Raw genomic sequence first — 23,805 nt, 5'->3', positions numbered from 1 at the left:
TCTGCGGCAGACCGTGGCGTTCGCACCCGGGAGGAACTCGCAGCGACGACGGTCGACGCCGCCGAACAGCAGCGCACCGCAGTCCCTGGCTGGTGCGGACCCTCGCCGCGGACGTGCGGGTGTTGAACGACGAGGCGTCGGAGGTCGACCGGCTCATCGAGAAGCGCTTCCGCGCCCATGACCTCGCCGAAATCATCACGAGCATGCCCGGCATCGGTCCCCCTCCGGTGCCGAGTTCCTCGCCGGAGTCGGAAGGAACCTCACCTTCTTCGCGACCCCGGACCGGCTGGCCGCCTTCGCCGGGCTTGCGCCGGAGCCTAGTACTGCAACGGTGTTTGTTCTGACCTGCTGGACGGGGCGTTGGTGTGGTTATGGGTGGGGGCCTTGCTGATGTCGGTGTGTGGGCGAGTGAGCTGGAGGCGGTGCATGGGCGGTTCGTGCATCGGTTCAGCCGGTCTGAGCCACGGGAGTCGGCGCTGGCCTATATGCGGGGGCTGATTGCTCCGTTGCAGCGCAAGAACGGCTGGACGCTGGCCGAGGAGGCGGGCCACGGCGGACCGGACCGGATCCAGCGGATGCTGAACCGGATCGAGTGGGGCGCTGACGAGGTCCTCGACGACGTGCGGCGCTACGTGCGAACGCCGGACCTGGAATTCGACCGACTTATCTATCGCTGGCGCAACGCTGCTTCAACCAGTTCAAAAGTTTCCGAGGCATCACCGCCCGATGCGACAAGACCGCCTCCTTTTACGAAACAGCGGTCAGTCTCGCACCAGTTCCCCCGTGGCAAGAACCGCTTGAAAACGGACTAGTGCTGCAACGGTGTTTATTCTGAGTGTGGGAAGTTTCTAGCGACCGTGTCTGCACCGTCTGCAGTCAGAACAAACACCGTTGCAGCACTAGACGGCAGCCGCCACGCTCGGCGTCATGACGCTCCCTCAACAGCCTTGACGGGCAGTCAGTACGCATCATAGATTCAGCGACGCCCGGTTGATCATGGCCCAGAAATTGTGGGCGCTTTTTTCGAATGAGGAAAACCATGACTTCTCACTGACTGAAATTGAGCAACTGCTTGAAGGCGCCTGAGAGGTGCCGGCCGACAAAACCGGCCGCAACCTCGAAGTGCTCAACGAGGACTACGGCAACAACGTCCGGCACTGCTGAACGGCGAGCCGGGAGGGTCGCGGGACGGAATTAACCGACCGGAATTCCACTCGTACTCTATACCGCCCCGCTTGGCAAAATAAGTGATTCATGCCGAGGATATGTTGGGGCGTGAATATATTCCAAAAGCGCATCCTCGACGTTTCTTCACGTTTCAAATGGACTCATTTCAAAGGGATGGCGCATCACTCATGTCCTCTCGAACAGTGAGCTCCTCAGGCGAACGCCTGCACGGCTGTTCGGCTTCAGTGTCCGCCGCTGCAGATTCGGCACGCCACACGTGATTGGGACATTTGGGCTCGCCAGAAGTATTCGGTAGAAGGATCGAAACGGAGGGGCCGCAGACGCTGTCGCGGACGCTGACATCGCCGTCACGGCCCGTGAACTCGTCGGCCTTCTAGGTCCTATCGACGCCAGGGCTTCGACTCGTCATGTGGCGCGCGCCCGTGATGATCCGTCAGCTCGGGCAGTGCCCACGCCGTGCCCTGCCGACGCATCATCGCTGATCCCGCCTGCACTTGGCCAACTCCGTGAGCCTCCAGACGTCGAATCCGAGGAGGTTTCAGGCCTGCTGGAGCGGCTGGCCAAGGTGCCGACCTGCGGGATCCATGCGCGGTGCGCCACCACGCGACTCCATTGCTCGCGCCCACTGCGTCTGCCGTGCTCGCCGGGGCGCGATCTCACTGTTGGCGGTCAGCGAGCAGATCACCACGTCACCAACATGCATTTCGCCTGCGACACCAAGTCGCAGTGTTCGATTTCCGCACCACTGATTGGAGTTTCCGTTGCCAACCCGTTTTCCCCGAAGATCGAAACTGCTGGCGCTGGGGTCTGCTCTGGTGGTCCTGACAGTCGGCCCCGCGTCCTGGGCCAACGCGTCCGCCACCGTACCGAGGGCCGTGCTCACGACAGACTCAGCCGGAGCCCGTCCGGGCACGCTGCGCACCGTCACTCTGATCACCGGTGACATAGTCACAGTCACCGCGGATGGGACCAAAGCCACGCACGTTGAGGGACCGCAAGGTCAAGGCGTCGACGTCGATATCAACAAGGTAGGCAAGGACACTTACGTCTACCCCGACTCCGCCCTGCCGTTCGTGTCTGCAGGACTCCTCGATAAGAGTCTCTTCAATGTCACCCAGCTCCTTGCCGACGGTTACGACGACGCGCACACCAGCAGTCTGCCCTTGCTCGTCAGCTTCACCGACGCCAGTTCCGCCCGCGCCCAGGCACTTCCAGCCGGCGCCACGAAGCCTAGAACTCTGAGCAGCATCAGAGGCGCTGCGCTGGCTGAGAAGCGTGACAGGGCAAGTGACTTCTGGTCCGGGCTCACCGACGGCAGCACCGCGCGTGTTTCCGGGGGATCCCAGCCCTCTTTCACCCATGGCATCGCCAAGATCTGGTTGGACGGGCAGGTGAAGCCCACGCTGGCCGACACCACGGCTCAGATCGGCGCCCCGGAAGTGTGGACGGGAGGCAATACTGGCAAGGGTGTTGATGTCGCAGTGCTGGACACCGGTGCGGACTCGAGCCACCCGGACCTGAAGAACCGCATCGCCAGCGGAGCCAGTTTCGTTCCCGACGAGGATGTTTTCGACGACTACTCGGGGCACGGCACACACGTCGCCTCCACCGTTGCCGGTACCGGCGATGCCTCGGGAGGTCAGGAGAAGGGTGTAGCTCCCGGAGCCAGCCTCCACATCGGCAAGGTGCTCGCCACCACCTGCGGCGCCTTTGGCTGCGGTGCCGGCGGCAAGGAATCCTGGATCTTGGCGGGCATGGAGTGGGCCGCACGTGACCAGCACGCCAAGATCATCAACATGAGCCTCGGCGGCACTTCGTCCAGCGGCGACGACCCGTTGAGCCAGGCGGTCAACAAGCTCAGCGCGGAGACCGGCGCGCTCTTCGTTGTCTCTGCGGGCAACAGCGGCGCCCCGTCGACCGTCAGCGCGCCGGGAGCCGCCGACGCAGCGCTCACGGTCGGCGCCGTGGACTCCTCGGATCAGCTAGCCGCGTTCTCCAGCCAGGGCCCACGCACAGGCGACTACGGGCTCAAGCCTGAACTCACGGCACCAGGCGTCGACGTCCTCGCAGCGCGTTCGCATCTCGCCGAAGGTGAGGGCAGCTACCAGATGATGAGCGGCACCTCCATGGCAGCACCACACGTCACGGGAGCTGCAGCACTGTTGGCCGCAGCCCACCCGGACTGGAACGGTCAGCAACTCAAGGACGCCCTGATCAGCACCACCAAGGCCACACCGCGGTTCACCCCCTACGAGGCTGGCGCTGGCCGCTTGGACGTCGCGGCCGCCGTACGAAACACCCTCTTCGCGACCGGCAGCGCCTACACCGGCTACCACCTGTGGCCGCACCAGCCAGGTGAGAAGGCCACCAAAACGGTGACCTATACCAATACCGCCGACACCCCGGTCGCCCTCCGCCTGGAAATTGACGCTCCTGACGCTCCCTCAGGACTGTTCTCCTTGTCGTCTACACAGGTCATCGTGCCCGCGCACGGCACAAGCAAAGCCACGCTTACCGCAGACCTGGATCACGCCCCTCTGGACAGCCACTTCAGCGGCATGATCAACGCCTTCGATGCCAACGGGGAGACAGTCGCCCACACGCTGATCGGGGTCGGCAAGGAGGCCGAGCGTTACAGCCTGTCGGTCACCGCGAAGGACCGAAGCGGCAAACCGCTGTCTGGACGGCTCACCGTCGCAGGAAAGAACTTCCTCCACCAGTACCAACTCGACGAGTCCGGAACGGGTGCCGAGCGGTTGCCTGTCGGCACCTACGCAGTCTGGCTCAACGCCGATGTTCAAGGCACGCATGGCCCGCACTCCCTGGGCAGAGCCATCCTCAGTGCCCCCGAGATCACTCTGGACCAGGATCGCCAGGTCACGCTCGATGCAACGGCAGCCCGCCAAGTCAAGGCCGTCGTACCCAAGGCGACCACTGACTCCGAGATTCGCTTGGACATCTACCGCGCCTTCGACTCCGACCACTACACAGCGAGCACCGTGGACCGCTCAGTACTCCGCTACGACAGCGCGTGGGCACTCCCCACGGGCAAGAAGGTCACCAAGGGTGAGTTCGCCTTCGGGGCGCGCTGGCGTAAAGAGGAACCCGCACTGACAGTAAGTGCCGACCACCTGAGCTTCGACGACCTCAGAGTTCAACGATCCGCAGTACCGCTCCCGGACGGCCGGATGACACTCGCCGCGGTCTTCGCCGGACAAGGCGCCGAAGCCGACTACGCCAGCCTTCATACGCAGGGCAAGATCGCCGTGGTACGCCGCAACGACGCAGCCACAGTGGAGGAGCAGGCGGCCGCAGCCGCCCAGGCCGGCGCGCGGCTCCTGCTCATCGTCAGTGACGGAGTCGGTCGTCTGCAGCCCTGGCCCACTGCCGCGCAGTCCTTCCCGGCCCTGCCGCCTGTCTCGGTAGCCACTCTCACTCAGGATGAGGGCGAGAAGCTGATCACCAGGATTCAGCAGGGCAAGACTTCGCTGACTCTCGGCTCCAGCCGCGCCACGGACTACCTCTACGATCTCGTCCGTCACTTTGAAGGTGCCATACCTACCGATCCGACGTACCGGCCCCAGAAGAGCGACCTAGCCCGCGTCGACGTCTCCTTCCGCAACTACGCCCAGGCTCGAGCGTCCGACTACCGCTCAGACGTCTGGCAGGGAATGCCCATCGACGCATCGCTCCTTCACGAAACTCCCGCTCAGGGAGAACGCGTCGACTGGGTCTCAGCAGACTCGGATGTCCAGTGGGTCGACCACGCCCAGATCCCTGGTGAGATCCAGGAATGGTCCCCCACGGTCCACTACGAATCTGGCAGCACCAGCAAACTCCACTGGTTCGGACCGATCCAGCGCCCGCGCCTCAACAACCAGACGGGCAAGCAGCAGCGGACCGACGACGAGATCTACGCCAATATTCCTGGCTGGGGTGACTCCGGGACCGGACACGTGGGTGCCACTGTGGGGAACCCAGCAGCCAGGAACACAGTCACCCTCTACCAAGGCGACACGCTGATGGGCCAGTACAACACCGATTGGATCGACGTCACGGGACTCGATCCGAAGCTCCTTCCGTACCGGCTCATCTCCGAGAACTCCAGGGGCTTTTGGGCGAACCCGTACTCCACCAGTACGCGAACAGAATGGAAGTTCACATCCGCAGCTCAAGAGCCCGGCAAGGCCGCGGTTCTACCCCTGATCCAGCTCGACTACAAGATCGACACTGATGTGGCAGGCAAGGCACGCCGGGACGCCACACTCACAGTCACGCCCTCGCACATCCCCGGAGGGCCGAGCTCCAAGACCATCGGAGCCGTCACGCTCGACCTCTCGTACGACGATGGCACCACTTGGCACAAGGCAACCCTCACCCACCGCGGCGACGGCTGGGAAACCAGCCTCCACGCCCCTGCCAAAACGGCATACGCAACCCTGCGAACCTCCGCGCACGACAGCCAGGGCAACAGCGTGACCCAAAGCATTACCCGCGCCGTCGGGCTGAAGTAGCCAGCCCGAACCCGTCGGGAGGGCCGCTTGACGCGGCCCTCCCGACGGGCAACCCGGACTCTTAAGAGGTCATCTCATCTGGCTGGGTGGGCTGTTGACCGTGGTGGGGATCGTTGAGCGGCTGGTGCCGGACGAACTGTGGGAGCTGGTCCAGCGGGTGGTGCCGGAAGCACCGTCGCGGCCTCAGGGTGGTGGCCGACATCGCCACGGTGACCGGGAAGTGCTGGCGTCGATCGTGTTCGTGGCGACGTCGGGCCGCACCTGGCAGCAACTGCCGACGGCGTCGTTCGGGCCATCCGGTGCGACAGCCCACCGCAGGTTCACGAGTGGACGAAGGCCAGGGTCTGGGCCAAGCTCCACTGCCTGGTCCTCGATGAACTCGGAGCCCACGGCGATTTGGACTGGTCGCGGTGCGCGATCGACTCGGTGAACATGCGGGCGCTGAAAGGGGGGAGCTGACAGATCCGAATCCCGTAGACCGGGCAAGTATGGGTCGAAAATCCATCTGATCACTGAGCGGACCGTTCTGCCCCTGTCGATCGGTATCTCCGGGGCCAACGTCCATGACAGCCAGGCTCCGATCCCGCTCGTGAAGGGCATACCTTTGGTCCGGTCCCGCCGAGGCTCTCGTCGACGCAAGCCCGGAAAGCTCCATGCCGACAAGGGCTATGACCATCGCCACACGCGGCAATGGCTGTCACAGCGCGGCATCCGGCACCGCATCGCCCGCAAGGGCGTCGAGACTTCACAGCGGCTCGGTCGACACCGTTGGACCATCGAACGGACGATGGCCTGGCTCGCCGGCGGCCGCCGACTCCACCGCCGCTACGAGCGCGAAGCCGAGCACCTCCTCGCTTTCACGAGCATCGCCTGCACCCTCATCTGCTACCGCCGCATGAACCCTGAGTGCACGCCACAGACGCTGCATGTACAGGAGTATGGTCAGATGATCAGATCCGAACTGACGCGGAAGGCAGCCCATCTCTGGCAGGAACACCTCGACGCCGAATTCCCGGTCAACCTACGAGGCGTCGAGCTCGAAGACATCGACATGGTGCTGCTTGATGCGGATAGCGCAGGTTGCGCCTACGCGTGGATCAACAACGGCGGCATCCTCGATCCAGAGCGCAGACGCATCCTGCACACCTGCATCGAAGACCTGGACCGAGTGATTCCGCAGATCAGCGACCCATCAGACCGCCAGTACTATCAGCGGCTGCGCCAACTCGCCCGACTCGTTTCAAGAGCCGCGGACACCAAATGAGATGACCTCCAAAGCACTGGGCGGCCAGCTGTACAGCAGCGAAGTACAGCAACCATCGCGACCAGCCCCGACCACCACCGGCCCTGAACGACCGCCTGACGTGTCCGGCAGATCTCAGTGACCGTCGTGCCCATGGTTCGCATCAAGCGGGTAATCGGCCGGCGGGGCTTGGGACGGTCTTGAGAGGTGCGGCCGTGCCGCGCAGGTCTCGGCATGCACGATCCAGCGGTCGAAGTACTGGCCCCTCGCTTCTTCGGCAACCGTAGGGAACTAGCCATACCGCCTGATCACACTCATCATGAGCGGCATGCAGAGCGTTCAGGCAGGAGTAAGGATCGGCAGGCCACGGAGATCGCTTGGTAGAGCCTCGGCGTGCCTTTTCGCGGTGGGGAGCTTCAACGCGGCGATCTACCTCACCGAGTCGATCATGGGTGGGGACCGCTACGTCCCCATGCTCGAGTCCGCTTCCGGACTGCTACTCACGAGCTAGATCACCGGAGCCGTGCACCTCCTCCAGATCGGGAAGGCGGAGAGGCAGAACCGTACGGGAGACCGCGTGTCACGACTGACGTCAGCGGCTGACACCAACAAGCGCGAACAGCGGTGGTCAAAGTCGAACCTCGCCGGCCACTCGCCCCAGACTCAGGCTCGGTTGGTCGACGTTGACAGCTCTCGGTCATCGACCTGATAAGGATGAGGTCAACTCGCAAAAAGCGCGTTCTGCGTCGGCGCCGGCCTTCCACGGCGGCCCGCCAGCTGAGACAGTAGCCAGTCGGTTTGAGGCAACCGTGCTCGCCACGGGCGGGAGGAAGCCATGAAGCGGTCCGTAGGAACTTGGGTGCGAGTCCGGCGCGCGCGCCGACAGCGCTGGGATGTAGACATCATCCGCGCCCTCCAGATTCCCGTCCCAAGGCTCACGCAGGAACGAGCACGACAGCTGATCCAGCAGGGGAAGTGGCGGGAAGCGAGCGCCGAGATCACGGAAGCGACGGGCTACGACCGCCGGGATACGAGATGCGTCGTGCTCGCCCTGGCGCACAGTTGCAAGGTCCCTACCCCTTGCCGCCTTCCTTGGACTCGGAGACGACCGACCCCGAGCGTCTCCAACTCTCATAGGTGACATCAACGGCGCCGGACGTAGACATCCATGCACGGCCCGGCACGTCTGCCCTGATCAGGCTGGGCCCTTGCGGGCCGCGCCCGGATCAAACTTTCAAGGCGGCTGTCTCCCTCAACGCACGAGCGCCCTCCCGGGCCGCCCTGGGGCCGTGGAAGGGCGCTCGATGGCGACCGGCACCGTCGTGCGCCTGCAGCACCTACTCAGTCGTTCGGGCCGGCTTTGACTCACCCGATTGTAACAACTAGCGTTACAGCATGTGGAACGTCAGTCCCTGCTGTACGGAAGCCGAACCGGTAACCCCATGAAGCGCTTACAAACATCCGGCAAAAGTGCGGTGCCTGCGCGCGACTGGAGGTGGGGTTGTCAGGGGTTTTTCAGCAGAGCGCGGCTGGCGGCGCGGGCGATCCATGTTTCGGTTCGCTCGAAGGACCATCCCCGTTCACCGACCAGTGTCATCCAGGCATGCGGGCCTAGGTAGAAGAAGAGCAGGTCGATGGCAGTGGGGTGACCGATCCCGGCTTGCAGGGCGTCGAGGCGGACGAGGCGGTCAACGACATGAGTCAGGGCCTGCGTGTAGTCGTCGGCACCCCTGTCCAGGACTGCCTTGACTGCCGGCTCGCCAGGCGGATTCCGGTAGAAGATCCCGTACACCAAGTCCCAGTGGCGTTCATGGGTGAGCCTGGTGCCGTGGGCCGTTGCCGCGATGACAGCACGCGGGTCATCGGCTGCTGTAACCGCAGCCAAGGTCTCCGTGACAGCCGGGTCCTTAAGAGCAGGCTCCAGCAGGGCCAGGAGGATGGTGGGTTTGTTTCCGGCGCTGGTGTACACGGTCGGCACAGCCACTTGGGCTGCCTCTGCGATCTCCCCGATGGTCACGCTCGCATAGCCGCGAGCCGTGAACAGCGCCCGAGCGCTGGCCAGGATGGCTTCACGGGTTGCGGCAGCAGAGGTAGCGCGCCGCTGCGAGGTGTATTTCCGGACAGTCACGCGCGCAGTATACCCCCTACACCATAAGCGACTGTCTTGACAATAGACACATATAATCAATATGCTCGACCACGTGAAAAGGGATGCACTCGGTGACTCGACAGCCGCCCTGGAGACTCGCCTGAAGCACGACGTACACCGAGTAGCCACGAGCCTGCTGGCCGGTGCGGCCGCTCGCCCTGCCGTCCCGCTTACGGCGCTCGCGCAACTGCGCGACTTCGTGGTCCTGAACCTGCGTCACCATCACGAGTGGGAGGAGCATGCCCTGTGGCCCTGCATCCTCACCGCAGCCCCCGACGCCTTGCAGCGGCTCGACAGGCTCTGCAATGAACATCGTCAACTGGAAGACGCGCTTGCCCACCTGGCTTCCCTCGCCCTCACGGAAAGCGACGTTCCCGAAGACGCTGCACGGGCGCAGCTGAAGGGGGTGGCCCGAGAAGTGCGCAACATTGTGCTCATCCATCTCGACAACGAAGAGTCGCTCCTGATTCCAGCTCTGCGCAATCACATCAGCCCCGAGGCATGGGCAGACATATCCCAGCAAGTGATCGCCACCACCCCTCCCACGGCCGGCCATCTGATGATCGGATTCCTCGACGAGGTCGGGACTCCGGCAGAGGCCGAGGTAGTTCTGGCAAGGCTGCCCGAACCGGTGCGTTCGATGCTTCCCGCCATGCGCCGTCAGGCAAGCGAGGACCTGAGCGTCCTCCGGGATGGGTCATGACGCCTGTCCCACCATTGCCCGTACCTTGACCCTCGCGTGAGCGTGAGGAGTGTTCCGGATGGCTGAACGAACCCGGTCTACCTCGATGGCGGGGCGCGCTTGCGTCCCGCAGGAGTGACGATCAGCCGGGATCGAACTCCGGTTGCCCCACCTTTGCGATAGTGCGCACGGACTCCTTCCTACCACCCGAGGAGAAGTCCAACTCGCCGACGTGGAACCGAATCCATTTCTCTCGCCATAACAACACGACCGCAATCCCGATGGCTGCGGTGAAGGACGGCGTTCGTACCCGAGCTGAACCAGCGTCTGCAATGTTCCGCTCGGGCCCTCTCTCTGGAGACTACGGATGCAAGTCACTCCACAATCCGCACATGCCGACGACGTCGAGAGCTCGGCTGCCTCGTACGCCGTTCCTGCAGAGGCCCGCTCCGAGCGCCTTCTGCACCGGCTGATCACCGACCACGCCAAAGCGCTGCTCGCCTACGCGGAGCGCCTGCTGAGCGACCGTCATGCGGCCGAAGACATAGTCCAGGAAACACTGATACGAGCCTGGGAACACACCGACCGCCTATACGGCAACGCGGGCTCCGTCCGCGGCTGGCTGCTGACCGTGACACGAAACCTGGTTATCGATCAGGCGCGAAGCGCCAGTGTCCGGCACGAGTTGGTGAGTGCGGATCATCACGAGGTGATCCAGCCCGACCACTCCGACACCGTGCTGGCAGCCGTTCAGGTGAAAGCGCTCCTGCGCCAGCTCTCCCATGAGCACCGAGAAGCGCTTGTCCACACCTATATCTGCGGCAAGACCATTCAGGAAGCTGCAGAGATCCTCGGCGTTCCAGAGGGCACAGTGAAGTCGCGTCAGTACTACGCATTGAGACATCTGCGAACCCGAGTCGTTCCGACGCGCAGGTGATCGATCGACATATGCACTAGCGGGACTCCATTACGTCTTCCACTTGTCGCCGTTTGGGGTGATTTGCGGACCATCCGCTTGGCGATGCCGTCCGGGCTTCGCTCGATAAAACGGCGCCACCAGGTGTGGTTCTTGTCCGGAGCGATCCGCAGCCGGCGCGACACCTCCATGATCGAGTGGCCTTCGGCGCACTCCAGCACGATTGGCGACCGCTGACCTCGAGCCGTCGTTCGCCGCCGTAACCAGTTATCCAGTACCGCCCGCCGGGCATCAGTGACCGGCACCGGCGAAATCCTCGGACCTGGACGAGTCACCCGACTCACGACGAATCTCTGACCACAGGCCACTCATACTGCAACGGTGTTTGTTCTGACTGCTGGACGGGTCGTTGGTGTGGTTATGGGTGAGGACCTTGCTGATGTGCCTGCATGGGCGAGTGAGCTGGAGGCCGTGCATGGGCGGTCGTGCACCGGTTCAGCCGGCCTGAGCCACGGGAGTCGGCTCTGGCGTCTGCGGCGCCTGATCGGCCGGCGCAGGATGCGATCGATAGGGGTGGGGCAGCGGTCGGTGGGGCGGGTGATCAGTTGCCGGATATCGGCGAGGCTCAGCTGGATGAGCCGAAGGGATCCGTTTCTGCTTTCTCCGCGTCCAGCTGGCGGGCACGCAGGACGGTGAGGCAGGCGTGGGTGGCCATGGCTAGGGTCATGTGGCGGTGCCAGCCGGGGTAGCGGCGAACCTGGTAGTCGTCCAGGCCGCACTCCTGTTTCGCGCTCTGGAAGCATTCTTCGATGGCCCAGCGGCTGTCGGCGATGCGGACCAGTTCGTCGAGTGTGGTCTCGGCGGGGCAGTAGGCGATGTAGTAGGAGATTTCTTCGGGGCGGCTGACGCTGCGGCGGGCGATGGCCCAGTGCCGGCGGTCCTCACGGTGCCAGGGACGGACCTCGACGCGAGCCCAGTCGTAGGTTCTTTGTCCGTGGGCGCCCTTGCCGCAGGAACGGCGTTTCCATTTCTGTTGAGGCAAGCCGGGGAACAGGTCGTGGACGGGGTGGTCGATCGCCCAGCGAGTGACGACGGTATCGTGCCTGGTGGCGGCCATGACATGAAAGACATCCGCCTGCTCGAGCTCGAACCGCCAGCCCTTGCTGAAGCCGTATGCGGCATCCGCGGTCACCCACCGAAACGGGATCCGGTCCGCGATGGCCTTGCGGACCATCGCTTTGGCCATGACCACCTTCGTCTCGAACGCAATCTCGTCCGCGATGCCGGCCCGCCGGCAGCGTTCCCGGTCGTCCGTCCAGGACGTGGGCAGATACAGCCGCCGGTCAATCAGGGTGCGCCCTCGGTCCGTGGCGTAGGCGAGGAAGACGCCGATCTGGGCGTTCTCCGTGCGGCCTGCCGTGCCCGAGTACTGCCGCTGCACTCCTGCCGAACGGGTGCCCTTCTTCAAAAAGCCGGTGTCGTCGATGATGAGCACCGCCTCCCGGTCACCGAGGTTGTCGACCACGTAGCGGCGCACGTCGTCGAGGACCTCGTCAGCGCCCCACTCGATCCGGTTCAGCATCCGCTGGATCCGGTCCGGTCCGCCGTGGCCCGCCTCCTCGGCCAGCGTCCAGCCGTTCTTGCGCTGCAACGGAGCAATCAGCCCCCGCATATAGGCCAGCGCCGACTCCCGTGGCTCAGACCGGCTGAACCGATGCACGAACCGCCCATGCACCGCCTCCAGCTCACTCGCCCACGCACCCACATCAGCAAGGTCCCCACCCATAACCACACCAACGACCCGTCCAGCAGTCAGAACAAACACCGTTGCAGTACTAGGCCGGCACTATCAGGCCCATTCCGAGAACGGGTATGTCGACGGTGCCGTCGCTATTTGCGTGCCAGCGCCCATGCGCCCCGTTCACGTCGCCGCAGACCAAGCTCAGGGCTGCCTGGCCGCCCAGAGCGTCAAGAGCGCCACAAGGGTCCCCTCAAAGCCTTCCTTCGGGTGGTGCCAAGCCCCGCGGACAGAGGCTGCTGCAACAGCATCAGGCGCTCATCCATCGTCTCCACCATGTCGTCGTGCCGTCTGCCGGGCTTCGGCTCCTTCTCCCTACACGGGTCAACGAGGGGAAAAGGTTCGAAGGAAATCTGAACCCTGCGCTGACCAGGCAGGACCCGCCCTTACGGATCCGGTCCTGAGGGAGTAGCGCCGACAACCGGTTACTCGTGATTGCAGGCACGGACGGAGACTCCACCCTCGCTGTCTCAACATTCCTGCGGGTGGGCTTGACCGTGGCTGGCGCACGGGACGCCGTCGCCCACGACTAAGCTTGTTCTTTAACTTCGTCCTGCTCCTGGCAGGGTGGCCAGCGGCCCTGGGCGTGATCGGTCGAATCGGGATGCGATGGTCTGCGGTGCAGTTGCATACTCACCAGATGGCCTTGTTCCCTGGTCGGTTCCGCGATCCGCGCAGCACCGAGTACGACTTCATCAGCTCGATCATGGTGCGTTGCCCAAGTTGCGAGAAGGCCGCTCGAGTCGTTCTAGCGTCTGAAGACTGCGGGCCCAGCGGGCGGATGCTTTTCAGGCCGCGACGTCTGGTCTGCGGTAGCTGCGGACTGTCACGGGTGTGGAGCGGTCGTCATGTCACGCTCTCCCGTGGCACCGCTCAACCCGCGACGGATCCGTATTTCGGTGTGCCGCTGTGGCTCCAGATTGAGACCCGGCACGGGTGGTTGTGGGCCTACAACCTCGAACATCTCGACCTGATCCGCCGTTTCGTCCAGGCATCGCTGCGCGAACGAGCCCCCTGGTACGACACCGGACAGAAGATGACGTTGGCGGCCCGCCTCCCGGTATGGATCAAGCGCGCGAAGAATCGAGACGAGGTCTTGCGTGCCGTCAGCCGGATCCATGCCTCACTGGTTGCCGCCTGAGCTGTACAAAAGGCGTCCGAACGCCGCTCGAACTTGATCTCTGGCTATGCGGTTCAGCTGACGTGGGGGCGGCCTTCGTCTGATCATGTGCTCCGGCCAAGGTGCACGTGACCGAGACGAAGGCCGTGAGGGTGAGTCTGCTGCTTGATGCTGTTCGGAGGGAAGCGTTCGCTGAAGCGGCACGCTTCCGGGGTGAGTTCTACGAGTGTCTGACGGCCCGGCGCGATGAGTTGTTCGAGCTCGTGGACGCGGTGCTGTGTGCGGACGGGGCGGTGAAGTCCCCGGTGGATCTGACGCTGCTCCCCGAGCATCGTCGCGGGCACGGAGCGATGTACGGCGGCCTGAACCACCGCCGGATCGACGTTGGCCGGCTCCAGTTTCCCGGAAAACGCATCCAGTCAACAGGCCAGATGGGCGCTTGAGATGCGGGGACCGGGCACACGCAGGTCGTGCCCTTCGGTCGCCGGCTCCCGCCACGCTCCGAAGTGCCTCCGGCGCGGTGTGCGCGGCGGCCTGCGCGGGTGGGCGGAGTGAAGTCGGGGCACAATCGGGCCAGTTGCCGTTGTACCAACTGGGGGCGTGCCACCAGTTGGTCCCTGAGCACTCGAGCGCCTGTGATTCATGCTCCGCCTGCCATGACGTACCGGAGGTGCGCGGACCAGCGCTCCGCGGACCTGCCCTGGTTGAGCACCGGGATGCAGCGTGCCACAGACAACTACTGTCGGCTCGAGGGGCGTGAAACGGGCAGTGCGATGCTGTCGATCGCGGCGTCGGCGATGCGATTTCTGGTCTTCGTTTCGACCCCAGCTTTGGCAAGGGCCTCCAGCCCGCGATGCGTGGCGAGGATCAGCCCCCCGAGCGCCTCAGCATCGGCCTCGGGATCTATGTGGCCGGCACGCTGAGCCTGTTCGACAAGTTGGCGACAACTGTCGAGTAGTACTTCGTGTGCTGCGAGCGACCTGGCTGCGATGGCGTCGTTCTCCCACGCTAGTTCGGCTGTGGTCTTGGCCAGCAGGCAGCCGCGCCGGTCAGTGCTGCCCTCCGGGGCCTGGAGCCAGTCGCGAAGGCGGTCGAGAGCTCGGTCTTCTGGCCCCTCGAGCCGAACGGAGGCGCTCTCGTCGGAGGCCGTGCAGTACTCGTCGAACACTCGCTGGAACAGGGCCTCCTTATCGCCAAAGGCGCCGTAGAGGCTTCCCTTGCTGAGCCCTGTCGCGCGAGAGAGGTCGTCGACCGAGGTGCCGTGGTAGCCGGTTTCGTTGAATTGTCGGTGCGCAGCAGCTATGACGTCTTGCTCGTTGAATTTCCGTGGTCGCGCCATGTCTCGATGTTACGGCGTTCCGAACGTCCGGTCCAGAAGTTCTGGACGATCGGTCCATAACCTGTTACGGTGAATCACATGTTCAGAACCCTCCCTTCACCCAGCACCTCCGAGTTCGCCGGCAAGCGCGCCATCGTCACCGGAGGTTCCCGCGGAATCGGTGCGGCCATCGTGCAGCGACTGCTTGACGGCGGCGCGACGGTAGTCACCACGGCGCGCAACGCTTCCCCCGAGACGCCGAAGACCGCCAGCTTCATTCGAGGCGACATCGGCACGCTTGAGGGCGTGCAGGCGTTCGCAGCAGCGGCACTCGATGAACTCGGCGGGATTGACATCGTTGTCAACAATGCCGGTGCCGCACGCGCCCACCTGGGGGGTATCTAATCCATCCCCGACGAGGAATGGATCGACGCACTCGACCTCAACTTCCTGTCCGCCGTGAGAGTCAACAATGCGCTGCTGCCGGCGCTGCGTGAGGCCGGGGCGGGCAGCGTGGTGGTCAACATCTCATCCGGAGTGGCCCTCACGCCGGCGCCGTCAGTGGCTCACTACGCTGCAGCCAAGGCCGCGCTCAACACCTACGGCAAGGCGCTCGCTTCGGAGCTCGCGCCCGCAGGAATCCGCGTCGCCACGATCATGCCCGGCAACGTGCTCACTCCAGGCGCCGATGCGATCCGTCAGGACGTCGCCGACGCAATGGGTGTCCAGCTTGCCGACATCACTGCTGACATCCCTCTGGGTCGCCCCGGAGATCCTCGCGACATCGCCGAGGCCGTCGCCTACCTCGCATCGGACCGGGCTCAGTGGATCACTGGAGCAAGCCTGGTAGTCGACGGCGGCGAACTCCCGGCTATCTAGCACTCCAGCTGTAGATCGCTCTTGAGCTGCTGGTGCCTACGCTTTTCGTGGCTTACGCCGCTTGCTCCAGCTGCCTTGCGGGCGGTTCCGGTCGTGGGCCAGCATCGCCGCGTCGAACTGGGCTTTGCTGCTCACTGCTCGGGGTTCAGGTACGAGCGTGGTCGCCGTCGATCGCCACGGGGCGGCCGAGGCCCAACCGACCAGGGGCATGGTCTCGTCGTAGTGCGGAGCGAACTGCGCGACGGTGATGGTGGGCATCCGGGGGCATCCGGTAGTTCAGGCTGCGGACGTGTTCGAGGAACGTCTGGGGCAGCGAGACGTGGTGGGTTTCCAGGTAGTGCGGGAAGTCCTGGCGCCACAACCAGGTGCCGTCGGTCACCAGTGACGAGCATCCCAGAGAGTGTCGGTGGGTGCTGCCGGTTATGACGTCGTGGCCCGCTTCCATGACGTCGATCAGGACGTGGCCGGCGTCCAGGTAGGCCACCAGGTCCGCCTCGTCCGGCTCACCGACGGACCGGAGGGCGTCTCGGATCGATCCGTTCGGCTGGCCAGAGGGGGTGTCGAGTTCGTCGTAGAAGCCCAGCAATCCCAGCACTGCGTCTCCTTCGACGAGCCGTGCCGCCCTGCTGGCACTGGCAGGTGCGGCCACCGTTGATCATCGGTGTGTGAAGACAAACGATCACGCGGTGGCCGCAGGTCACAGCGTTGACGCTGTCCCCTGGCAGGAAGCGTTCGAGGGTCTGATGGACCGCATCGCGGGCAGGTTCGCCCGGATCGAACCCCGACGGCGAATACGGCACCTGGTCCTGGGACTGCTCGCGGATCTGCCTCGGAAGAACTGCTGGACCATCGCCGAATGGGCCGGCGAGGCCACTCCCGACGCCATGCAGCACCTGCTGAGCCGCGCCAAGTGGGACGCCGACGCAGTCCGCGACGACCTGCGCGACTACGTGGTTGAGCACCTGCACGACGCCCAGGCCGTGCTCGTGGTCGACGAGACCGGCGACGTGAAGAAGGGCAGCCACACCGTCGGCGTCCAGCGCCAGTACACCGGCACCGCCGGCAGAATCGAAAACGCCCAAGTCGCCGTCTACCTCGCCTACGCAGGTCGGCGCGGACATGCCGCACTGGACCGGGAGCTGTACATCCCGCGCTCGTGGACCGACCAACCCGACCGCTGCCGGGCCGCCGGACTTGACCCGGACACCGCGTTCGCCACCAAGCCCGAATTGGCCGCCCGCATGATCACGCGATTCCTGAACTCCGGCCACCAGACATCCTGGGTGGCAGGGGACGAGGTCTACGGCGGCAACCCCACACTGCGCGCCGCCCTGGAGGACCGCGCTACCGGATACGTGCTCGCGGTCGCCCGCACCCACGAGGTCACACCGGGGCCGGGAAGTTCCGCGCGGACATCCTGGCCAAGAAGCTCCCCCAGCGGGCCTGGCAGAAGCTGTCCGCCGGAGCCGGAGCCAAAGGACACCGCTGCTACGACTGGGCCCACATCGACCTGCCCAGCACCGCGCCAGGCCACCGCCACCTGCTGATCCGCCGCAACCGCACCACCGGCGAACTCGCCTACTACCGCTGCTACTCACCCGAGCCGGTACCCCTGACCGCTCTGGTGCGGGTCGCGGGATCCAGGTGGAGGGTCGAGGAGACGTTCCAGTCGGGAAAGGGTCTGGCTGGACTGGACGAGCACCAACTCCGCCGCTACACGTCCTGGTCCCGCTGGGTCACCCTCGCGATGCTCGCCCACGCCTTCCTGGCCGTCGTCCGCGCCGACGAACACCGTCTCCGTCCCAGCCCCGACGACCTGATCCCGTTGACCTGCAACGAAATCCAGAGACTCTTCATCGCCCTGGTTGGCCGGCCTGTTCACGAGGCAGACCACTGGCTCCGCTGGTCCCACTGGCGACGGCGTCATCAAGCACGTTCCCGGGCCAGCCACTACAGGCGTCAAGCCGCGAGCAGAGCATGATCGTTATCTACAGCTGGAGTACTAGGAGGGCTTCCTTCGAACTGAAGCGCTCCTCTTGGCGCGGTCCCGCTGTGAGCGGGACCGCGCCAGAAGGGGCGAACGCCAGCAACGGACGCGCGGGAGGCTTTTCACTGCCTTGTATTCGAGGCCGGTCGCCAGGGTCACGCGATCTGCCGAGGTTTGTGGCTCGATTGCAGGGACCCCCATTACTCAGCTGCCCGCGGGGTCGAGTCAACCTTGAGCTCACGGGCTTGAAGGATCACTTCAGCAAGCGCGTCTGCGGGAAGCGCGCCTGCTTGCGAGAGGACAGTGGTGCGGTCTCGTATGATCATCAGTGTCGGTATGGAATGGATGTTGAAAGCAGCAACGAGTTCCGGCTGCGCCTCGGTATCGATCTTTCCGAAGACAACGTCCGGATACTGCTCCGAAGCCTCGTCATAGATTGGGGCGAACTGCCGACAAGGACCGCACCAGTCTGCCCAGAAGTCCAGGACAACAAGATCATTACTTGTGACTACATCATTGAAGTTTTCCTTCGTGATCTCCACGGACTTCGACATGCCTCACTCCAACCAACGATGGTGACCAACGCAGACAGTCCATGGTTTCATCGTGGACTTTCCGGACACCGCGCGAGAACGTTGGTTGAGCAAGCCAGGACCCCAGATGAGAAGGCGCCGGCAAATCCGGGGCCATACCCGTGGCCTTGGAACAGGAGGGGCATCGCCGTATACCCAGGGCGATGAGGAACGACCCGCAAGCCGTGACCCACGAGGTGAGAGCGCGCGCATCTTAGACTCAGTGCCTTTGCACCCACGCGCAGCGTTCACTGTCAGAAGGCGTCCCCCCTCTCCCGCAAGCTAGGTCAGGCGTCAACACTCCGCGCCATCTGGGGTGTTACGTTGCGCGTAGTTGAGCAAATACATGGTGTTGCAGTGGTCTCGCCGTGGCCGAAGACTTGCAACTCACTTGTGTCGACGAAAGAGAACCCCTCCAGCCAGGCCAGTAAGGGCGCAACGTGCAGCCGATATAGCGTAGTTGGCGAGCAGAAGTCAGCGCTGCAAGTCGCCTCCAGGCTCGCTAGACCGACTTTGTTGTTTTCAGCGCGCTGAAGTGGAACCTCGGAGCTAAGGTGAATTCCGCACGATGTACCTCCTCCGTCACAGTCCCGGACGGCGTGACGTGTGAGGTTGCAAGCCAGCTCCGAGAGGACAACAGACCATGCCTTTCGCAACCGCCAAGGACGGCACGCAAATCTTCTACAAGGACTGGGGGGCTGGGCAGCCCGTGGTCTTTTCCCACGGCTGGCCGCTGACCGCGGACGCATGGGACCCGCAGATGAAGCTCATGGCGGACAACGGCTTCCGAGCTCTCGCGCACGACAGGCGCGGGGGAGGTCGTTCCGGACAGACCTGGGACGGCAACAACCTCGACACGTACGCCGACGACCTGGCCGCAGTCATCGAAGCCGAAGACCTCCAGAACGTGATCCTGGTCGGTCACTCCACCGGCGGCGGCGAGGTCACCCGATACATCGGCCGTCACGGTACGAGCCGAGTCGCGAAGCTGGTTCTCCTGGGCGCGATTCCGCCGCTCATGCTCAAGACAGAAGCCAACCCCGAGGGTCTGCCGCTCGAGGTATTCGACGAGATCCGCGAAGGCGTTGCGACGGACCGGTCTCAGTACTACAAGGACCTGAGCGCCCCGTTCTACGGCGCCAACCGCGAAGGCTCCACCGTCAGCCAGGGCACGCGCGACGAGTTCTGGCTCTGGAGCATGACCGTCGGCATCAAGGGCGCCTACGACTGCGTCAAGGCGTTCTCCGAGACGGACACCACCGAAGACCTCAAGAAGGTCGACGTACCGACCCTGATCGTGCACGGTGACGACGATCAGATCGTTCCGATCGTCTCTGCAGGCGCCAAGTCCTCGAAGATCGTCAAGGACGTGGTGTACAAGGTCTATGAGGGCGCGCCGCACGGTCTCGCCATGGTGCCCAAGTACGCCGAGACCTTCAACAAGGACCTCCTCGAGTTCGCCCGCGGCTGAAGTCGGACCGCTGTCCCCCGCTGCTGCAGGCGGAGGGATCCCCAACCTTCGCTCCACACCGCAGCGGCTCCCGGACCCCGAGTTCGCAACTGAGCTCGGGGCCGGTTCGTTTCAGGGGATGCTCGAGAGAACGGCTCACGAAGGCCGTATTTCTGCTCGTCACGCATTCCAACTATCACTGAGGTTGCCGCGGCCTGGATGCTTGGAGGAGCAGCCCAAGTCCTCTGTGACCGAGCCGGCGATGCCTGCCCTCGTCTAACCAGCCCAGCAACTTCTGCACTCGAGGCGCAGTCAAGCCCCCTCCAGCAGCGAGGCGAAGCATCAACAGTCTCTGTCTACGTCAATGGGCTGCTTGGCGTCGGCATCCACGTACTTGCGATCTCGTCCGTGGCTCGGCTTGCAGCAAGTCTGTGAGCCCATGCCTTTGCGCTCCCTCAGACGAGTGGTACTCGCCCCGAGGGAAGGAGCCCGCTCCGGCCACGCACGACTTCACCGCAGATCGAATGTCCGGAAAGTGGCGTTAGGCTAATTTTGAATGGACACTCCAACACGGCTGCTACGCCAGATGCAGGAAATCAAGGCTGGCATTTAAGGCAATGCGGCCCCCAACACGTCCGTGGACGTTCCATAACTCCGATCCGTCACCGCCCGCTCTAGATCAAATGAGGGATCAGCATGAGTGCAGCCGATCAACCGCCCTTCGCCTACAGCCTGCACAACGTCACGACCTCTGTGAGCAACCTCGATGCCTCCATCGACTGGTGGCGCAGAGTCTTCGGTCTCACCCTTCTGGCGAAGTCCCGCTTCGAGGCCATCGGAGCCGATGTCGCGTTCCTGGAGGGACCCGGTTTCCGTCTCGAGCTGCTCCAGCCTGCCAACAGCATGCGGATCCCTGAACTGACGGCGGATCCTCCTGACCACGTGCGCCCAGTCGGCAACAAGGCCCTCGTATTCCGTGTCGAGGACCTGGCAAGCGTGACGCAGACCTTCCGCGACCTGGGGGTGACGATCGTCTGGGAACAGATGGATCTCGGAGACGGCAGCATCTCCACCGCGATCCGGGACAACGACGGAAACCTCATCAACGTGTTCCAGGAAGGCGCGAGCCCCATCGGCTAGGGACGGGCACACCGACGCGCCCAGCGTGCACTGCATCCGAACGGGCGAACCCTCTTCGCCGCTTCCGGGAACGAGCCCCAAGTACCCGGAGGAGCGGCCACGTAGCCCGGCTCCCCGAAAGAAGTTCATCCATGGAACCGCACATCACTGAAGTCGTAGGCGACGTGCAGAACATCAAGCCCCAAGACGACGGGATGAGGGTTGAGGTTGTCGTCATTCCCGTCTCGGACGTCGACTCTGCCAAGCAGTTCTACGAGCAGCGTCTGGGGTGGCGGCTCGATGTGACACCACCCGGGGTCGTCCAGTTCACTCCACCCGGGTCCGACTGTTCAGTGCAGTTCGGGACAGGGCTGTCTGATGCTCCGCCTGGGTCGGCGAAGGGCTACCTCATCGTTTCGGACGTCGTCTCGACCCGGGACAGGCTCGTCTCCCACGGCGTCGACGTCAGCGAGGTCTTCCATAAGCAAGGAGAGTCCACGGTTACGGGACCGGACCCGGAGCGGCGGAGCTACTTCTCGCGCGCCACCTTCGACGACCCGGACGGCAACGTGTGGCTGCTGCAGGAAGTGACAACCCGCCTGCCGGGCCGTATTGACACCGGTCGTACATCGTTCGGGTCAGCTTCGGAGCTGGCCAGCGCCATGCGTCGCGCGAAGGAAGCACACGGCGCCTATGAGGAAAGTAGTGGCCAACCGGACGCCAATTGGCCCGAATGGTACGCGAATTACATGGCCAGAGAGCAGACCGGTGAAGCACTTCCGGGGTGACGCCGGCGCCGGACGGAAAGGTCGTGCTTGCCGAGATCTCGTGCGGGCGGTCACCGCACATCCGATCGAGGATCGACGCGACAGGCCGCCGTCAGGCCCTGGGCTTCTGTCCCACGCTGGGGGACCGCCAACGCCTGCCTGGTAGCGCCGACTTGCCTTCTGTCAGGAACTCAGCCGGGCACGGATTCCAAGTTGTGCAAGTGCTTCACCATCCACGGTCGGCGGCTTGGGGCTGGGCAGCACCCAAGTCGCCGGCACTGGGGGCGTTTGCTGTCAGAGGGCAAGCCCGGTGAGGACCAGCACTCGCTCGTAGGTGTAGTCGTCCATCGCGTACCGAACGCCCTCGCGGCCGACGCCGGACTGCTTCACGCCGCCGTAGGGCATCTGATCGGCCCGGTAAGACGGAACGTCACCGATCACGACGCCGCCGACCTCCAAGGCCCGATGAGCCCGGAAGGCGGCCTGCAGATCGTGGGTGAACACTCCAGCCTGGAGGCCGTACTTGGAGTCGTTGACGGCGGCGAACGCCTCTGCCTCGGAGGACACCTTGACCACGGTGAGGACCGGCCCGAAAACTTCCTCGCACGCGAGGGTCGTACTAGCGGGTACGTCGGTGAGTACGGTGGGCGCGTAGGAAGCACCGTCTCGCTCGCCGCCGGCGTGCAGCGTGGCACCCGAGACAACGGCCTCCTCCACCCAGGTCTCCACTCGGCAGGCGGCGCTCTCGTTGACCAGCGGACCGACGTCTGTTTTGTCGTCCGAGGGGTCGCCGGCAACCTGCGCCTCAACGGCGGCGACGATGCGGGGCAGCAGCCGGTCATAAATTGCTGCGTCCGCGATGACGCGTTGCACCGAGATGCAGGACTGTCCTCCCTGATAGTTGGAGAACGTGGCGATGCGGGTTGCAGCCCAGTCCAGGTCCTCGTCACTGGCAAAGTCGGCCAGCACCACAGCCGCACCGTTTCCGCCGAGTTCCAGCGTGCAATGCTTCCGCGGGACCGAGTCCATGATCGCGTAGCCGACCTTCTCGGACCCCGTGAACGATATGACGGGCAACCGCTCGTCCTGTACCAGCGCAGGCATCCGGTCATTGGCGACCGGCAGAATGCTCCACGATCCGGCCGGCAGGTCGGTCTCTGCAAGCAGGCTGCCCATCAACAAGCCGGACAAGGGGGTGTTCGGTGCGGGCTTGAGGATGATGGGGGCACCCGCTGCCAGAGCCGGAGCTACCTTGTGCGCGCCCTGGTTCAGGGGGAAGTTGAAAGGCGTGATGCCCAGCACGACGCCCTTGGGAAACCGCCGGGTCAGAGCGAGCCGCCCCTGGCCGCCGGCATCCGTGTCGAGCCGCTGCGCCTCGCCGCTGTTGAAGCGGCGCGCCTCTTCCGCGGCAAACCGGAACACCGACGCCGCTCGGCCCACCTCGATGCGGGCCCACTTGATGGGCTTGCCATTTTCGGCGGAGATGAGCTGCGCGATCTCCTCTCGTCGCTCCAGCAGGCGCTTGCTCACATGGTCGAGCGCCGCTGCGCGAACGTGCGCCGGGGTTGCAGCGAACTCTTCGCGTACTGCGTAGGCGGCGGCTACTGCTTCCTCGACCTGGTCTTCGGTCGGCACGCTCACCTCACCGACTGGCTGACTGCTCCAGGGTGAGGTGACAGTGAGGGTGGTCTCACCGAAGGCCTGGCGGCCGGCGAGCCAAAAGGCATGCAGAGATGTCATATCGGGATCTGGCCTTACGTGAGAGGGAAACTGGTGGGCGGCTAGCGCCTTCGGCCCTACGCTAGGCCACCGTTACTACTGGCGGCTTATCCACAGCGCAGCGTTCAGGTATCGAGTTACGCCTGATTGGCATAGCCGAAAGAGCGATGTTTATGGTGGCAGGGACGAAGGTTGCGCAGCCGTGGTGTCGTTGCCTGACAAAAGTATGAGGAGCGGCACACTTGTGCTGCGCCGTGGTCGGTGTCGGTGTGCCCTGTGATCCATTCTCCGGACACTGTCCTGTTTTGATTGCAGGGAACGTCTTCATCGTGTTCAGCCCGAGCAATTGCGCTCTCGGCAGGCCACGAGAGACGGTATGCAATG

15 protein-coding genes and 4 pseudogenes are annotated in these 23,805 nt (G+C 64.3%); 12 read left to right on the top strand and 7 right to left on the bottom strand.

The annotated features are described in order from the left end of the window. Nucleotides 1-371: 371 nt before the first annotated feature. From ACFYYF_RS35030 to ACFYYF_RS35020, 3 genes and pseudogenes are all read left to right on the top strand, one after another. A pseudogene (locus ACFYYF_RS35030) lies at nt 372-635 on the top strand (IS701 family transposase); the annotation flags it as partial. Between the two features lie 1,428 nt (nt 636-2,063). After that, nucleotides 2,064-5,702 carry a S8 family serine peptidase gene (locus ACFYYF_RS35025; protein WP_388781948.1) on the top strand — a complete coding sequence of 1,213 codons (3,639 nt, stop codon included), beginning with the start codon at nt 2,064-2,066 and terminating at the stop codon, nt 5,700-5,702. Nucleotides 5,703-5,802: 100 nt separating this feature from the next. After that, nucleotides 5,803-6,600, top strand: a pseudogene (locus ACFYYF_RS35020) (IS5 family transposase); the annotation flags it as partial. 1,849 nt (nt 6,601-8,449) lie between these two features. Here ACFYYF_RS35020 and ACFYYF_RS35015 read toward each other — a convergent pair. After that, nucleotides 8,450-9,073: a TetR/AcrR family transcriptional regulator gene (locus tag ACFYYF_RS35015; RefSeq protein ID WP_388781945.1), complete on the bottom strand. Its 624-nt coding sequence runs from the start codon at nt 9,071-9,073 to the stop codon at nt 8,450-8,452. Between the two features lie 61 nt (nt 9,074-9,134). Here ACFYYF_RS35015 and ACFYYF_RS35010 point away from each other — a divergent pair, with 61 nt between their 5' ends. Both ACFYYF_RS35010 and ACFYYF_RS35005 read left to right on the top strand, forming a co-directional pair. Then, on the top strand, nt 9,135-9,797 hold the full coding sequence (locus ACFYYF_RS35010; protein WP_388781942.1) for a hemerythrin domain-containing protein: 663 nt from the start codon (nt 9,135-9,137) through the stop codon (nt 9,795-9,797). A 346-nt stretch (nt 9,798-10,143) separates the two neighbouring features. Continuing rightward, on the top strand, nt 10,144-10,713 hold the full coding sequence (locus ACFYYF_RS35005; RefSeq protein ID WP_388781939.1) for a sigma-70 family RNA polymerase sigma factor: 570 nt from the start codon (nt 10,144-10,146) through the stop codon (nt 10,711-10,713). Here ACFYYF_RS35005 and ACFYYF_RS35000 read toward each other — a convergent pair. Both ACFYYF_RS35000 and ACFYYF_RS34995 read right to left on the bottom strand, forming a co-directional pair. Then, nucleotides 10,665-10,913, bottom strand: coding sequence for a hypothetical protein (locus ACFYYF_RS35000; RefSeq protein ID WP_388782211.1), 249 nt, complete (start codon nt 10,911-10,913; stop codon nt 10,665-10,667). The two genes, ACFYYF_RS35005 and ACFYYF_RS35000, sit on opposite strands and share 49 nt — an antisense overlap. 404 nt (nt 10,914-11,317) lie before the next feature. Beyond that, nucleotides 11,318-12,478 carry an IS701 family transposase gene (locus tag ACFYYF_RS34995; RefSeq protein WP_388781936.1) on the bottom strand — a complete coding sequence of 387 codons (1,161 nt, stop codon included), beginning with the start codon at nt 12,476-12,478 and terminating at the stop codon, nt 11,318-11,320. Between the two features lie 652 nt (nt 12,479-13,130). On the opposite strand from ACFYYF_RS34995, the gene ACFYYF_RS34990 reads away from it, so the two are divergent. Both ACFYYF_RS34990 and ACFYYF_RS34985 read left to right on the top strand, forming a co-directional pair. Beyond that, nucleotides 13,131-13,631, top strand: a complete 501-nt coding sequence (locus tag ACFYYF_RS34990; RefSeq protein WP_382796817.1) for a hypothetical protein — start codon at nt 13,131-13,133, stop codon at nt 13,629-13,631. Nucleotides 13,632-13,762: 131 nt separating this feature from the next. Beyond that, a pseudogene (locus ACFYYF_RS34985) lies at nt 13,763-14,008 on the top strand (transposase); the annotation flags it as partial. 338 nt (nt 14,009-14,346) lie between these two features. Here ACFYYF_RS34985 and ACFYYF_RS34980 read toward each other — a convergent pair. Beyond that, complete coding sequence (locus ACFYYF_RS34980) at nt 14,347-14,949, bottom strand: TetR/AcrR family transcriptional regulator (protein ID WP_388781932.1); 603 nt, start codon at nt 14,947-14,949, stop codon at nt 14,347-14,349. Nucleotides 14,950-15,027: 78 nt separating this feature from the next. On the opposite strand from ACFYYF_RS34980, the pseudogene ACFYYF_RS34975 reads away from it, so the two are divergent. Beyond that, a pseudogene (locus tag ACFYYF_RS34975) lies at nt 15,028-15,807 on the top strand (SDR family oxidoreductase). 145 nt (nt 15,808-15,952) lie between these two features. On the opposite strand, the gene ACFYYF_RS34970 reads toward ACFYYF_RS34975, so the two are convergent. Further along, entirely contained in the window at nt 15,953-16,402 is a 450-nt protein-coding gene (locus ACFYYF_RS34970; RefSeq protein WP_388781929.1) for a hypothetical protein, read from the bottom strand. Nucleotides 16,403-16,472: 70 nt separating this feature from the next. On the opposite strand from ACFYYF_RS34970, the gene ACFYYF_RS34965 reads away from it, so the two are divergent. After that, nucleotides 16,473-17,354 (top strand): IS701 family transposase, encoded by an 882-nt coding sequence (locus ACFYYF_RS34965; protein WP_388781926.1) that lies wholly within the window; start codon nt 16,473-16,475, stop codon nt 17,352-17,354. Nucleotides 17,355-17,994: 640 nt separating this feature from the next. On the opposite strand, the gene trxA is transcribed toward ACFYYF_RS34965, so the two are convergent. Then, complete coding sequence (gene trxA / locus ACFYYF_RS34960; RefSeq protein ID WP_388781923.1) at nt 17,995-18,348, bottom strand: thioredoxin; 354 nt, start codon at nt 18,346-18,348, stop codon at nt 17,995-17,997. Nucleotides 18,349-19,009: 661 nt separating this feature from the next. On the opposite strand from trxA, the gene ACFYYF_RS34955 reads away from it, so the two are divergent. From ACFYYF_RS34955 to ACFYYF_RS34945, 3 genes are all read left to right on the top strand, one after another. Further along, nucleotides 19,010-19,837 carry an alpha/beta fold hydrolase gene (locus tag ACFYYF_RS34955; protein ID WP_388781920.1) on the top strand — a complete coding sequence of 276 codons (828 nt, stop codon included), beginning with the start codon at nt 19,010-19,012 and terminating at the stop codon, nt 19,835-19,837. Between the two features lie 675 nt (nt 19,838-20,512). Further along, nucleotides 20,513-20,956: a VOC family protein gene (locus ACFYYF_RS34950; protein WP_388781917.1), complete on the top strand. Its 444-nt coding sequence runs from the start codon at nt 20,513-20,515 to the stop codon at nt 20,954-20,956. A gap of 131 nt (nt 20,957-21,087) precedes the next feature. Beyond that, the gene (locus ACFYYF_RS34945) at nt 21,088-21,723 is read left to right on the top strand and encodes a VOC family protein (protein ID WP_388781914.1); all 636 of its coding nucleotides are present in this window, start codon (nt 21,088-21,090) and stop codon (nt 21,721-21,723) included. 273 nt (nt 21,724-21,996) lie between these two features. Here ACFYYF_RS34945 and ACFYYF_RS34940 read toward each other — a convergent pair whose 3' ends face one another. Beyond that, nucleotides 21,997-23,442 (bottom strand): aldehyde dehydrogenase family protein, encoded by a 1,446-nt coding sequence (locus ACFYYF_RS34940; RefSeq protein ID WP_388781911.1) that lies wholly within the window; start codon nt 23,440-23,442, stop codon nt 21,997-21,999. Nucleotides 23,443-23,805: the final 363 nt, after the last annotated feature.

It is taken from the genome of Streptomyces sp. NPDC001914, assembly GCF_042891215.1.
Taxonomy (GTDB): domain Bacteria; phylum Actinomycetota; class Actinomycetes; order Streptomycetales; family Streptomycetaceae; genus Streptomyces.
Note: the sequence above shows the minus strand (reverse complement) of the source record. Positions and strands in the feature narration are given on the sequence as shown.

Bases quoted from the DNA above. Each gene is read 5' to 3' on its own strand.
- ACFYYF_RS35005 (WP_388781939.1), top strand. From the start codon at position 10,144: ATGCAAGTCACTCCACAATCCGCACATGCCGACGACGTCGAGAGCTCG.
- ACFYYF_RS34990 (WP_382796817.1), top strand. From the start codon at position 13,131: ATGGCCTTGTTCCCTGGTCGGTTCCGCGATCCGCGCAGCACCGAGTAC.
- ACFYYF_RS34945 (WP_388781914.1), top strand. From the start codon at position 21,088: ATGGAACCGCACATCACTGAAGTCGTAGGCGACGTGCAGAACATCAAG.
- ACFYYF_RS34955 (WP_388781920.1), top strand. From the start codon at position 19,010: ATGCCTTTCGCAACCGCCAAGGACGGCACGCAAATCTTCTACAAGGAC.
- trxA (WP_388781923.1), bottom strand. From the start codon at position 18,348: ATGTCGAAGTCCGTGGAGATCACGAAGGAAAACTTCAATGATGTAGTC.
- ACFYYF_RS34980 (WP_388781932.1), bottom strand. From the start codon at position 14,949: ATGGCGCGACCACGGAAATTCAACGAGCAAGACGTCATAGCTGCTGCG.
- ACFYYF_RS34950 (WP_388781917.1), top strand. From the start codon at position 20,513: ATGAGTGCAGCCGATCAACCGCCCTTCGCCTACAGCCTGCACAACGTC.
- ACFYYF_RS34940 (WP_388781911.1), bottom strand. From the start codon at position 23,442: ATGACATCTCTGCATGCCTTTTGGCTCGCCGGCCGCCAGGCCTTCGGT.
- ACFYYF_RS35010 (WP_388781942.1), top strand. From the start codon at position 9,135: ATGCTCGACCACGTGAAAAGGGATGCACTCGGTGACTCGACAGCCGCC.
- ACFYYF_RS34995 (WP_388781936.1), bottom strand. From the start codon at position 12,478: ATGGGTGGGGACCTTGCTGATGTGGGTGCGTGGGCGAGTGAGCTGGAG.